General features: G+C 69.6%; 11 protein-coding genes and 13 tRNA genes. 20 read left to right on the top strand and 4 right to left on the bottom strand.

What is annotated here, in order from left to right:
- Positions 1-75 precede the first annotated feature (75 nt).
- The 6 genes from OWR29_RS13675 (at position 76) to OWR29_RS13650 (ending at position 726) form a co-directional block, all read left to right on the top strand.
- Positions 76-148 (top strand) — tRNA-Ala (locus OWR29_RS13675).
- Between the two features lie 14 nt (positions 149-162).
- A tRNA-Gly gene (locus tag OWR29_RS13670) sits at positions 163-236 on the top strand.
- Positions 237-240: 4 nt separating this feature from the next.
- Positions 241-313, top strand: a tRNA-Leu gene (locus OWR29_RS13665).
- Between the two features lie 177 nt (positions 314-490).
- Positions 491-564, top strand: a tRNA-Thr gene (locus OWR29_RS13660).
- A gap of 3 nt (positions 565-567) precedes the next feature.
- Positions 568-640, top strand: a tRNA-Leu gene (locus OWR29_RS13655).
- Between the two features lie 13 nt (positions 641-653).
- Positions 654-726, top strand: a tRNA-Ala gene (locus tag OWR29_RS13650).
- 2 nt (positions 727-728) lie between these two features.
- Here the strand turns inward: OWR29_RS13650 and OWR29_RS13645 are convergent.
- The gene (locus OWR29_RS13645; RefSeq protein WP_267563120.1) at positions 729-1610 is read right to left on the bottom strand and encodes a hypothetical protein; all 882 of its coding nucleotides are present in this window, start codon (positions 1608-1610) and stop codon (positions 729-731) included.
- A 19-nt stretch (positions 1611-1629) separates the two neighbouring features.
- Between OWR29_RS13645 and OWR29_RS13640 the strand changes: the two genes are divergently transcribed.
- The 11 genes from OWR29_RS13640 (at position 1630) to OWR29_RS13590 (ending at position 5738) form a co-directional block, all read left to right on the top strand.
- Positions 1630-1703, top strand: a tRNA-Ile gene (locus OWR29_RS13640).
- A gap of 17 nt (positions 1704-1720) precedes the next feature.
- Positions 1721-1793 (top strand) — tRNA-Lys (locus OWR29_RS13635).
- Positions 1794-1795: 2 nt separating this feature from the next.
- A tRNA-Met gene (locus tag OWR29_RS13630) sits at positions 1796-1871 on the top strand.
- Position 1872: 1 nt separating this feature from the next.
- Positions 1873-1944, top strand: a tRNA-Val gene (locus tag OWR29_RS13625).
- A gap of 9 nt (positions 1945-1953) precedes the next feature.
- Positions 1954-2025 (top strand) — tRNA-Val (locus OWR29_RS13620).
- A 2-nt stretch (positions 2026-2027) separates the two neighbouring features.
- Positions 2028-2101: transfer RNA gene (locus OWR29_RS13615), tRNA-His, on the top strand.
- Between the two features lie 114 nt (positions 2102-2215).
- Positions 2216-2286, top strand: a tRNA-Cys gene (locus OWR29_RS13610).
- Between the two features lie 45 nt (positions 2287-2331).
- Positions 2332-3102, top strand: a complete 771-nt coding sequence (locus OWR29_RS13605) for an enoyl-CoA hydratase-related protein (protein WP_267563119.1) — start codon at positions 2332-2334, stop codon at positions 3100-3102.
- 98 nt (positions 3103-3200) lie between these two features.
- Positions 3201-4574, top strand: a complete 1374-nt coding sequence (locus OWR29_RS13600; RefSeq protein ID WP_267563118.1) for a glycosyl hydrolase family 18 protein — start codon at positions 3201-3203, stop codon at positions 4572-4574.
- Between the two features lie 196 nt (positions 4575-4770).
- Positions 4771-5346, top strand: a complete 576-nt coding sequence (locus tag OWR29_RS13595; RefSeq protein ID WP_267563117.1) for an EamA family transporter — start codon at positions 4771-4773, stop codon at positions 5344-5346.
- A 125-nt stretch (positions 5347-5471) separates the two neighbouring features.
- Positions 5472-5738 carry a hypothetical protein gene (locus OWR29_RS13590; protein WP_267563116.1) on the top strand — a complete coding sequence of 89 codons (267 nt, stop codon included), beginning with the start codon at positions 5472-5474 and terminating at the stop codon, positions 5736-5738.
- A 12-nt stretch (positions 5739-5750) separates the two neighbouring features.
- Here OWR29_RS13590 and OWR29_RS13585 read toward each other — a convergent pair whose 3' ends face one another.
- Complete coding sequence (locus OWR29_RS13585; protein ID WP_267563115.1) at positions 5751-6428, bottom strand: hypothetical protein; 678 nt, start codon at positions 6426-6428, stop codon at positions 5751-5753.
- 99 nt (positions 6429-6527) lie between these two features.
- Here OWR29_RS13585 and OWR29_RS13580 point away from each other — a divergent pair, with 99 nt between their 5' ends.
- Genes OWR29_RS13580 through OWR29_RS13570 form a run of 3 tightly spaced genes read left to right on the top strand, consistent with a single transcriptional unit; the run spans position 6528 to position 8498 of the window.
- Positions 6528-7556, top strand: a complete 1029-nt coding sequence (locus OWR29_RS13580) for a sensor histidine kinase (RefSeq protein ID WP_267563114.1) — start codon at positions 6528-6530, stop codon at positions 7554-7556.
- Positions 7553-8206 carry a response regulator gene (locus OWR29_RS13575; protein WP_267563113.1) on the top strand — a complete coding sequence of 218 codons (654 nt, stop codon included), beginning with the start codon at positions 7553-7555 and terminating at the stop codon, positions 8204-8206. Before OWR29_RS13580 ends, OWR29_RS13575 begins: the two co-directional genes overlap by 4 nt.
- Before the next feature lie 49 nt (positions 8207-8255).
- The gene (locus tag OWR29_RS13570) at positions 8256-8498 is read left to right on the top strand and encodes a phospholipase D-like domain-containing protein (RefSeq protein ID WP_267563112.1); all 243 of its coding nucleotides are present in this window, start codon (positions 8256-8258) and stop codon (positions 8496-8498) included.
- A 14-nt stretch (positions 8499-8512) separates the two neighbouring features.
- Here the strand turns inward: OWR29_RS13570 and OWR29_RS13565 are convergent, their stop codons facing one another.
- The gene (locus tag OWR29_RS13565) at positions 8513-9490 is read right to left on the bottom strand and encodes a phosphotransferase family protein (protein WP_267563111.1); all 978 of its coding nucleotides are present in this window, start codon (positions 9488-9490) and stop codon (positions 8513-8515) included.
- Positions 9491-9496: 6 nt separating this feature from the next.
- Entirely contained in the window at positions 9497-11848 is a 2352-nt protein-coding gene (locus OWR29_RS13560) for an ATP-binding cassette domain-containing protein (RefSeq protein ID WP_267563110.1), read from the bottom strand.
- Positions 11849-11903 lie beyond the last annotated feature (55 nt).

Raw genomic sequence — 11903 nt, 5'->3', positions numbered from 1 at the left:
GGAGACGGCAACCCGCGCGCCTTGGGAGCGTGAGACACCCCGTTCGACTCGGGGGCTCCGGACGAAGTTCAGTGCGGGCTTGTGGCGCAGCTGGTAGCGCACCGGTTCGGCAGACCGGGGGTCGGCGGTTCGAATCCGCCCAGGTCCACGCGGCACAGCGATGCGGTTGTAGCTCAGTCAGGTAGAGCGCCACCCCGCCAAGGTGGAGGCCGCCGGTTCGAACCCGGCCTGCCGCTTCCCGCCCTCGTAGCCCAACGGCAGAGGCACGACGTCGAGAACGTCGACAGTGCGCGTTCAAATCGCGCCGAGGGCACTCGCCGGCGCTGCACGACCCAGACCGTGCAGCGCCGGGCGGGCACAACAGGATCGCAGCATGCGACACGAACGCAGCCTGCGACAGGAACGCAGCATGCGACAGGAACACGGCATGCACAACAGGGGCAGCACGCACACAGGGGAACGCAGCACCACAACAGGAGCACAGCATCAGGCCGGTGCAGCACGAATGGCTCGTGCAGCCGACTCGTAATCGGCAGGCTGCGGGTTCGAGTCCCGCCGCCGGCTCACGCCCGGGTAGCCCAACGGCAGAGGCACGCCGCTCAGGACGGCGCCAGTGCGCGTTCGAATCGCGCTCCGGGTACGCACCATTTCAAGGGCTCGTAGCTCATCCGGTAGAGCGCCGCTCTCGCACAGCGGAGGTGGCCGGTTCGACCCCGGCCGGGTCCACGTCATCGGGAATTGTCGCGTAGCACCTTGACGGCCTGCACGGTGGCGTAGCCGCGCCATTCGAGGGCGGCCGCCGGGCTGAACGCCGTGAAAGAGACGTCCCAGCCGCCGTCCGGTCGCTGCTGGGCGGCCAGCCGGTCCAGGTCGGCCGCGATGGCGTCCTTGTCGAACAGCTCACGCGAGGGCGCGTCCGCTTCCGGCGTGAAGTCGAGCGGATGCAACACCTCACCATCGGCGCCCCCGGCCACCGGCGTCGGCCCGTCCACGCGTACGTGGGAAACGAATTTGTCGAGAAGCGAGCGCGCCCGAGGCGAGGCCGGCGCGACAGTGTCGAGGAAGTGCATCCCGAACATCACCTCGTGGGCAGCCGGCGTCGCGGACATCTGCTCGATCCCGTTCAGGCAGTAGTCGGTCACCGCCCGAGGCCACGGGTGCTCGGCGACGTCCTTGCGGTGCCGGGCCAGCCGGTGTGCCTGCGCGGCCAGCTGGGTCGCCATCTGAAGCGAGGAAGTCTTCGGGTCGGCGTTGACCCAGTGCGGAGCGCTGCCCTCCGTGTCCGCATAGGGCAGCGCGAACGGGATGCCGCCATCGGCGAGCGAGTGCGCAGCCAGCCAATCGCACAGTTCAACCGTCCGGTCACTCGTGTCGCGAACCTCACCCAGGACCTCGAGGGCGTGCATCGCCGCCACCGGCTGACTGCTCGCCGACCGCAGGTCCGGTTCCAGTGCCCACCCGTAGCCGCCGTCCGGGTTGCGATGGGCGTCGAGGGCGAACAGCACCTCGCCGGCCGAGCCCTGCCCCAGCAGGTGTCGCAGCCGGCGGCGTTCCAGCACGCGGGCGTGGGTGGTCACGAACGAGATCGCCGCATCGAGATCCAAGCTCATGAACAGACATTCTGGCCCAGTCGCCGTAGCTCAGCAGGTCGGAGCGCCGCCCTGATAAGGCGGAGGCCGGTGGTTCGAACCCACCCGGCGACACGCACGAAGCACGTCACGCGCCGCTGGCTCAACTGGTAGAGCAACGGACTCTTAATCCGTGGGTTCGGGGTTCGAATCCCCGGCGGCGCACGCGCAGGGTGGAGGAGTTCGGTCGTCCTCGCCGGTCTCATAAGCCGGAAACCGCGGGTTCGAATCCCGCCCCTGCTCCGTTCCGGTAGCTCAGCGGGAGAGCGCCGCCTCGACAAGGCGGAAGTCGCTGGTTCGATCCCAGCCCGGAGCACGAAACACCGTCCGTATGGCTCAGCGGGAGAGCGTCCCCCTCACACGGGGAAGGTCCCAGGTTCGAATCCTGGTGCGGGCACTGTGGCTGTAGCTCAGTTGGCGAGAGCGCCGGGACGTGGCCCCGGAGGTCGCCGGTTCGAATCCGGTCAGTCACCCGACGGCTGTCAGCAGCCGAACAGCCGTGCGCGTCGTGGACGGCGGCACGTCCAGCGGTCCGTAAAACCGTCGCCTCATGGCAGACCTGGGTCGGCACCAGGGACGCGCACCACAGTCGCATGCCCGAGTGGTCAGGGAGCCGCCTGCAAAGCGGATCACGCCGGTTCGAATCCGGCTGCGGCTTCGATGGCCATCCGCTGCGGAACGCCGCCGCGTAAGGTCAGGCGTCGTGCCCGAGATCATCACTGAGGTTCGTGACGGCGTCGGCTGGGTGACGATGAGCAATCCCGCCCGCCGTAACGCACTGTCGACAGCCATGCTGGCCGCGCTCGAGAACACCGTACGGGAAATGGACCTTGACCTCGGGGTTCGAAGCATCGTGCTCCGAGGCGACGGCGAGAGCTTCACGGCCGGGGCGGACATCTCGGAATTCGCGGCCCACCACGACTCGGCAGCGGCCCGCGAGACGTGGGAGGGCACGCTGACCGGGCTGTTCGAGACGATGAGCGGGCTGACCACACCTCTCATCGCGATGATCCGCGGGCACTGTTTCGGGGCGGGCATGGCGCTCGCGCTCAGCGCCGACCTGCGTGTCGCGGCCGAGGGCAGCACGTTCGGCATACCGGCGGCACGGCTCGGCATCGGCTACCCGTTCGCGCTGGCCCAGACGCTCGTGCATGTGGTCGGGCCAGCGCACGCCGGCGAAATGCTGTTCACTGCCCGGGCGTACGCGGATCGGGAAGCGCTGACGGCGGGGCTCGTCAACCGTCTGGTGCCGGCGGCCGAACTGGAGGCCGTTGTCGTCGCGATGGCGAGTGCGATCTCTGCCAACGCCCCGCTCGCGGTAAGGGCGGCCAAGGCAGCGATCAAAGCCGCAGCCCATCCGGCGCTGACGTCGCGCGCCCACCAGATGATCGCGGCCACCGTGGGCTCCGACGACGAGCGCGAGGGGCAGCGCGCCTTCATGGAGCGACGCTCACCGATTTTTCGGGGTCGCTAGATATATTGACGACTATTAGTAAGTCTTGCTAAAAGTTAACGACCCGAGTCATCCCCACGGCGCATCCCCCGCGCCGGACACGAAGGGTCACCATCCCCATGGCAATCAGAAGAAGCCGGTGGGCCGCCGCCGCGACCGCGTTCACGGTCGCCGCCGTCGGCACCCTCACGGCACTCGCCGTCCAAGGCACCTCCGAGGCGGCCGTACTGCCCAACGGGTTCAAGAGCGTCGGCTACATGCCGTCGTGGGCCGGCAGCGTCACCAGCATCCAGTACTCGAAGCTGACCCACATCAACTACTCGTTCGCGCTGCCCAACGCCAACGGCACCCTGCAGGCGATCGAGAACACGTCGAAGCTTCAGCAGCTCGTCACGCTCGGCCACCAGAACAACGTCAAGGTGTCGCTCGCGATCGGCGGCTGGAACGACGGCAACGACTCCGCCTTCGAGTCGCTCGCCGCGAACTCCGGCACCCGGACGGCGTTCGTCACCAACGTCATGAACACCGTTCGCCAGTACGGGTTGGACGGCATCGACATCGACTGGGAGTACCCGGACCCGGGCACCTCCGGCAACAACTACACAGCGCTTATGCAGCAGCTCAGCACCGCCCTGCACAACGAGGGCAAGCTGCTCACGGCGGCCGTCGTCAGCGAGGGCGGCACCGCCAACGGCGTCCAGCCGGCCGTGTTCGGCTACGTCGACTGGCTCAACATCATGGCGTACGACGGCGGCAGCCCGCACGCCAACTACGACTGGTCGATCGCCTCGGCCAACTTCTGGAAGAACCGGGGCCTGCCCAAGGCCAAGACCGTGCTGGGTGTGCCCTTCTACAGCCGGCCCGGTTACCTGACGTACGCGCAACTTGTCGCTCAGGACCCGGCGAACGCCAACCGGGACTGCACCCCGAGCGGCGAGTGCTACAACGGCCTGCCCACGATCCGCCGCAAGACCCAGTGGGCGCTGGCCAACGCCGGCGGCATCATGAACTGGGAGCTCTCGCAGGACGCGACCGGGGCCAACTCGCTGGTCAGCGCCATCTACGAGACGGTGATGGGCGGCAGCGGCCCGACCACCCCGCCGCCGTCGGGCCGCACCGGCCGGATCACCGGCGTCGCCGGCAAGTGCGTCGACATCGCGGCCGCCAGCAGCGCCAACGGCACCGCCGTGCAGCTGTACGACTGCAACGGCACCACCGCCCAGAACTGGACCGTCGGCACCGACGGCACGATCCGCGGCCTCGGCAAGTGCCTGGACGTCGCCGCCGCCGGCACCGCGAACGGCTCGCTGGTGCAGATCTACGACTGCAACGGCACCGGCGCGCAGAAGTGGACGGCCCAGTCCAACGGCACGCTGCTCAACACCGGCAGCAACAAGTGCCTGGACGCATCGAACAACTCGTCGGCCAACGGCACCCGCCTGCAGATCTGGGACTGCTTCGCCGGCGCGAACCAGCGCTGGACCCTGCCCTGACCGCCATCCGCTGCATCTGACGGCCCGCCTCCGAATGGAGGCGGGCCGTTTCGCTGCGCCCGTTTCCGTTCCCGCCTTTCGGGGTCGGCCGGTCGGGTGGCCTCCGGCGGGCGACTGACCTGCGGCTTTCCGGTCGGCATCATCGCCACATGCGCTTCTGTGTATCCAGCACCGGCTACCGGGACCCTTCCCCGTCGTGGCTCTGGTAATGACCGTGGCGGCGCTGGCCGCCGTGTCGTGGGGGATCTCCGACTTCCTGGCCGGGCTGCTGGCCCGCCGCGTGCCGGTGCTGACCGTCCTGATCGGTTCGAAGGTCGCCGCCATGCTGCTGGCGCTGGTCGTAATAGCCGTCCGCGGTGTGCCCCTCCCCCATGACCCGCGGCTGGCTCTGAGCATCGCCGCCGGTCTGATCGGGCTGCCGGCGATGGGCTTGCTCTACCGGGCCATGCGCGACGGTTCGCTGGTCGTGGTGGCCCCGGTGGCGGCCGGCGCCGCCCTGGTGCCAGTCGTGTGGGGCCTGCTCCAGGGCGAACGACTTGGTTTCCTGGCCGGCGTCGGCGTGGTGATCGGCCTGGCCGGCGTGACGATGGCGAGCTGGCCGGTCGCCGCCGCCCACCGCCGTACGCATCGGTCGGCGCAGTGGTGCGCTCTGGGCGCGGCCGTCGGCCTGGGCGTCTATTTCGTCCTGCTGCACGAGGCCGGCGCCGCCGACCAGATCTGGGCGACCGCGATCGCCCGCATCACCGGCGGCGTGCTGGCCTTGTTTTCATGATCGTTGTGCGCCACCGCCTCCCCCGCCCACCCAGGGACGTGGGCGAAGCTACGCGAAACTCAGCGGACAAACCGGGCTGTCCACAAGTCGGCTTTCGTCCACAGCCCGGCTTGCGCCCGCCTCCGTTGAGCCTCGATCGAGCCGGCGGCGCCCGGCGGTTCGGCTGGGGCATCGCCGTTCCGATCTTCCTCGTCGGCGCCACGGATGCCGTCGCTGACGCGGCCTTCATCGGGGCAGCCTCGGCCGCGCTCGCGCCGGCGGCGGTTGTCGCCTCGCTGTATCCGGCCGTCACGCTGCTGCTCAACCGGTTGCTGCTGCGCGAACGCCTCCACACAGTCCACCTTTACGGCGCGTTGGCCGCGCTGTTCGCCGTCGCCTGCCTCGCCCGCTGAGATGCCGCCGGCTCAGACGCCGACCGCTCGCTCCGGCGCCGCCTGCTCAGTCGCTGCCCGTTCGGCAGTCGCTGCCCGTTCGGCAGTCGCTGTCCGTTCGGCAGTCGCTGTCCGTTCGGCAGTCGCTGTCCGTTCGGCAGTCGCTGTCCGTTCGGCAGTCGCTGTCCGTTCGGGCGTCGCCCGCCGAGACACCGAGCGCCGGAAAACGGGACGTCGGCGGATGCGGCCCCACGGCTTGTAGACGGACAGGACCGTGGCCAGGGTCAACAGCGTGAGGGACACGATCGGCGGCATGATCAGGCTGCTCACGTCGAAGGTGGCGGCCTCCCCGGCCGACAACCTTTCCCCGTACGCCGCAATGTCCGGCATGCCGGGGCGGAGCAGCACAAGAATGAGTGTGCAGAGCACTACGGTGAGCGCCAGCTTCACCGCGACCCACCAGTAGCGGACGAGCCCCCACCTCGTACCCAGGCCCAGCACCACCCCCGTGACCAGGCAGATCAGCCCGGACACGAGCATCGGCCACACCACGAACGACCCCAGCGCCTGATAGGCCAGGCCCCGAAGGCCGCCGTCGTCGCTGAATGCGCCCACGCCGACGAGCACCGCCACCATCACGTCGACGCCGATCCACGCGCTCGCCGAGACGATGTGCAGGACGAGCCAGAATTTACGATGTACGGGCACCATGCGCTTCAGGATGCTCGGCGCGCCGGGCCGTGACGTCGGGGCACGGTCGTACGCCCGCTGACGTACGCGCCGCGGCCCCGCTCATGGCACGGTAGCTCCATGCGCGCACGCGACCTGGCCGTTCCCGTCGCCCTGGTGGCGGCCGGCCTGGCCACGCTGCCCGTGCTCGACGATCTGTCGGCCACCGACCGGCCGGTCGACGGGCTCGCCCCCGCGCTGATCATCGTCACCGCCACGCTCACGATGCTGCGGCGCCGCTGGCCCGGTCCCACTGTGCTCGCCGCGGCCGGCACCACCTCGGCGTACTTGATAATCGGTTTTCCGTACGGTCCGATCCTGCTGTCCTTCGCCGTCTGTGTGTACGGGGTCGCCCGCGCACGGCCCGTCCGGACCGCCGCCGCCTGGTCCGTTCCTGCCCTGGTCGTGTTGCTCCTGCACCTGTTCCAAGACTCGCTTTCCGGTCTGGCGCCCGGCATCGCGTGGGTGGTCGTCCCGTTCACGATCGGGGTCGCCCGCCGCCAGGTCGCCGACGCGCAGGCCCGCGAGAGGGCGGAGGCCGAACGGCACATCGCCGACGCCGAACGGCTGCGCGTCGCCCACGAGGTGCACGACGTCGTCGGGCACGGGCTGGCCGCGATCCAGATGCAGGCCGACATCGCCCTGCACCTGCGCGACACCCGCCCCGAGATGGCCGTCGAGGCGCTGACCGCGATCAGCGCCGCCAGCTCCGAGGCGCTGAACGAGCTGCGGGCCACCCTGGCCGGGCTGGCCGACACGCCGAACCCGGCCCAGGCCGAGGAGTTGTGCGCCCGTGTCCGCCGGGCCGGGGTGGACGTCGACCTGGTCGTCGACGGCGAGCCCGTGCCGCTGCCCGCCACCGCCTACCGGGTGCTGCGCGAAGCGCTCACCAACGTGGTGAAGCACGCCGCCGACCCGCGGGCCCGGGTGACGATCGAGCACCGGCCGGACAGCGTCGGCCTGCACGTCTCCAACCCGGCGCGGATCACCGGGCACGTCGACGGTTTCGGGCTCACCGGCATGCGCCGCCGCGTCGAACAGGCCGGCGGCACCCTGACCGCCGAGGCCGAGGCGGGCACGTTCGCCGTCCACGCGGTGATCCCGCGATGATCACCGTGCTGCTGGCCGACGACCAGCAACTCGTACGGCTGGGGCTGCGCGCCCTGTTCGAGGCGTCCGACGGTTTCTCGGTGGTCGCCGAGGCGGCCGACGGCCTGGCCGCGGTGGCCGAGACCCGCCGTACGGGCCCGGACGTCGTCCTCATGGACATCCGGATGCCCGGCATCGACGGCCTGGAGGCCACCCGCCGCATCGTCACCGACCCGGCCCTGGCCGCCACCCGGGTGCTGGTCCTGACCACGTTCGAGCACGACGAGTACGTCTTCACGGCCCTCCGCTCGGGTGCGAGCGGCTTCCTGCTGAAGAACACCAGCCCGCCCGCCCTGCTCGACGCCGTCCGCACGGTGGCCGACGGCGGCGCCCTGCTGGCCCCGTCGGTGACCCGCACGCTGATCCGCGAGTTCACCGCCGCCCCGCCCCGCCCGCTCACCCCGCACCCCGACTTGTCCCGCCTCACCGAGCGGGAACGCGAGATCGTCGCCCTGGTCGCCCGCGGCCTGAACAACAACGAGATCGCCGCCCACCTGACGGTCAGCCCGGCCACGGCCCGCACCCACGTCAGCCGGGCCATGACCAAACTGGGCGCCCGCGACCGGGCCCAGCTGGTCGTCTTCGCCTACCAGTCCGGCCTCGGCGCCTGACCGCGCCCCCACGCCGAAGCCGCCCGCGCACCCCTCATACCCTGATGCGGTGACTGACCTGGACGAGACCACCGCGCAGACCGACCTGATCGCCACGTACTACCTGACCAGCATCGACGAGGTGACCGAGCACCTGCGGGCCGCGAACCAGCTCGGCCTGGGCGTCCGGGTCCGCAGCTACCTCGAGGCCGAGGACGACAGCGAGACCCTGAGCGAGCGCTGGGAGGTCGAGCTCCTCACCGGCTCCCCCGTCCAGGAAGAGGAAGCCGCGGCGGTCACCGACCAGCCCTAGCGGCGGGCCGCACGTCAGCTGAGCCGGGCCATGGCCTCGGCGAGGCGGGCCCGGGCCCAGGCGTTGCGGTCCGGGTCGGTGCGGCCGCGGTAGACGGCCTCGATCACCATCGTGGTGGTCAGGTAGAGGTTGTAGAGGCGGCGGCGGATCCGTTCGTTCTCGGTGAAGGTGACCTTGCCGTAGCCGCGGACGAAAGCGGTGGGGTTGCCGAAGGCGGGTTGCTGGGTGGCGACGAAGCCCGCCTCGATGAGCGGGTCGCCGTAGAAGGCGCGCTCGTGGTCGATGAGGCATTCGATGCGGCCGTCGCGGATCAGGACGTTGCTGGGCCACAGGTCCCACTCGACGAAGCGGGGCTCGGTGACCTCGTCCAGGTAGCCGGCGTGGGCGGCGACCAGCGTGTGGATGCCGGCATAGTCGAGGTCGACGTCGCGCCGTTCGCCGTCGTGCAGGACGTCGGCGACCATGCCGAGGAAGCACTGTCGCCACGAGGGCACGCCGGGGCCGTTCAGCGGGCCGAACGCGGGACCGGTCAGGGCGTTCAGCGAGCGAGTCGCGGCGCCCACGGCCACGTCCAGCTTGTCCTGCTCGCAGGCCGACAACGTCGAGCGGATCACGCCGTAGTTGTCGGCATCCACGTAGCGCATCATGAACCAGCCGGCGTCGACCAGCTCGCCGGAGCTGTCGGCGAAGTCGACCACCGGCACCGGCACATCCGTCTGCTTCAGCAGCGACAGCGCCGTCAGCTCGTTGGCCATGGCCTGGCGCTCGTACGTCATCACCTCGACCCCGGCCGGCGGCGCGACCTTCAGCACGGCCTGATAGCCGTCGCGCAGCCGGAGCCGGTAGGCCACGTTGAACCAGCCGTGGCCGAGCTCCTGCACCCAGTCGCCCTCGGAAGACGTACCGGAAGGAACTTGGTCGTCACCGTAGGCACGCGCCACCATCGCTCGCAGGCTGTCGAGCGACTGCCGGTTCTTGGTGATGCTCTCCATGTTGAGTCAGGATCCTACGTAGTTCGCCAGGTGCTCGCCGGTCAGGGTGTTGCGGGCGGCGACCAGGTCGGCCGGGGTGCCCTCGAAGACGATCGTGCCGCCGTCGTGGCCCGCGCCCGGGCCCAGGTCGATGATCCAGTCGGCGTGGGCCATGACCGCCTGGTGGTGCTCGATCACGATCACCGACTTGCCCGACTCCACCAGCCGGTCGAGAAGGCCGAGCAGATTCTCCACATCGGCCAGGTGAAGACCGGTGGTCGGCTCGTCGAGGATGTAGACGCCGCCCTTCTCGCCCATGCGGGTGGCCAGCTTGAGCCGCTGCCGCTCGCCGCCGGACAGCGTGGTCAGCGGCTGCCCTAGCTTGAGATAGCCGAGACCGACGTCGGCCAGCCGGTTCAGGATCGTGGCCGCCGCCGGCGTTTTCGCCTCGCCCTCTTTGAAGAACGCGGCGGCCTCGCTGACCGGCATCTCGAGGACCTCGCTGATGTCCTTGCCGCCGAACTTGTACTCGAGCACCGACGCGTCGAACCGCTTGCCCTCGCACACCTCGCAGGTGGTGGCCATGCTCGCCATCACGCCGAGGTCGGTGTAGATGACGCCGGCGCCGTTGCAGTTGGGGCAGGCGCCCTCGCTGTTCGCGCTGAACAGCGCCGGCTTGACGCCGTTGACCTTGGCGAAGGCTTTGCGGATGGGTTCCAGCAGTCCCGTGTACGTGGCCGGGCTGCTCCGCCGTGAGCCGCGGATCGCCCCCTGGTCGACCGCCACGACACCCTCGCGCGGGGCCACCGAGCCGTGGATCAGTGAGCTCTTGCCCGAGCCGGCCACGCCGGTGACCACGGTCAGCACCCCGAGCGGGATGTCCACGTCGACGTCGCGCAGGTTGTGGCTGTCGGCGCCGCGCACCTCGAGCGTGCCCGAGGGCTGGCGCACCTTCTCTTTCAGCTTGGCCCGGTATTCCAGGTGGCGGCCGGTGAGCGTGTCGCTGGCCCGCAACCCGTCCAGGCTGCCCTCGTAGACGACCTGGCCGCCGCCGCTGCCGGCGCCCGGGCCGAGGTCGACGATGTGGTCGGCGATCGCGATGGCCTCGGGCTTGTGCTCGACCACCAGCACCGTGTTGCCCTTGTCGCGCAGCTGGACAAGGAGATTGTTCATGCGCTGGATGTCGTGCGGGTGCAGCCCGATCGTGGGCTCGTCGAACACGTACGTGACATCGGTGAGCGCCGAGCCGAGGTGCCGGATCATCTTCGTACGCTGGGCCTCGCCGCCGGACAGCGTGCCCGAGGGACGGTCGAGCGAGAGATAGCCGAGCCCGATCTCGACGAAGGAATCAAGCGTCTCGCCCAGGGCGGTGAGCAGCGGCGCGACCGAAGGCTCTTTGAGCTTGCGCACCCAGTCGGCCAGGTCGCTGATCTGCATCGCGCAGCAGTCGGCGATGCTGATGCCCTTGATCTTGGAGGAGCGGGCGGCCTCGCTCAGCCGCGTGCCGTCGCACTCGGGGCAGGTCTTGAAGACCGCGACGCGTTCGATGAAGGCCCGGACGTGCGGCTGCACGGCGTCGATGTCTTTGGACAGGTACGACTTCTGGACGTTGGGGATCAGGCCCGTGTACGTGAGGTTGATGCCCTCGATCTTGACCTTGGTCGCCTCGCGGTAGAGGAGGTCGTCCATCTCTTTCTTGGTGTACTTCTTGATCGGCTTGTCGGGGTCGAAGTAGCCGACGCCGCGGAAGATGCGGCCGAACCAGCCCTCCATGCTGTAGCCGGGGATCGTGATGGCGCCCTCGTTGAGCGACTTCTCCTCGTCGTACAGCTGGGAGAGGTCGATGTCGTTGATCGAGCCGCGCCCCTCGCAGCGCGGGCACATGCCGCCCAGCAGGCTGAACGTGCGCTTCTCTTTGACCTCGCGCCCGCCCTTCTGCAGCGTGACGGCGCCGGCCCCGCTCACCGAGGCGATGTTGAACGAGAAGGCCTGCGGCGAGCCGATGTACGGCTTCCCGAGCCGGCTGAACAGGATGCGCAGCATGGCGTTGGCGTCGGTGGCCGTGCCGACGGTGGAGCGGACGTCGCCGCCCATCCTCTCCTGGTCGACCAGGATGGCCGTGGTCAGACCGTCCAGCACGTCGACGTCGGGGCGGGCCATCGAGGGCATGAAGTTCTGCAGGAAAGCCGAATACGTCTCGTTGATCAGCCGCTGCGACTCGGCGGCGATCGTGCCGAAGACCAGCGAGCTCTTGCCCGAGCCGGAGACGCCGGTGAACACCGTCAGACGCCGTTTCGGGATCTCGACGCTGACGTCCTTGAGGTTGTTCACCCGTGCGCCGTGCACGCGGATCATGTCGTGGCTGTCGGCGTCGTGCATCCCCGCTCCCTCGTTCGTCGGCTTCCCTGGAAACCTTAGGCAGGGGGTGTGACAA

It is taken from the genome of Paractinoplanes pyxinae (genome assembly GCF_026626335.1).
GTDB lineage: Bacteria > Actinomycetota > Actinomycetes > Mycobacteriales > Micromonosporaceae > Actinoplanes > Actinoplanes pyxinae.
The sequence above is the reverse complement of the archived record's forward strand: the minus strand, read 5'-3'. Positions and strand labels throughout refer to the sequence as shown.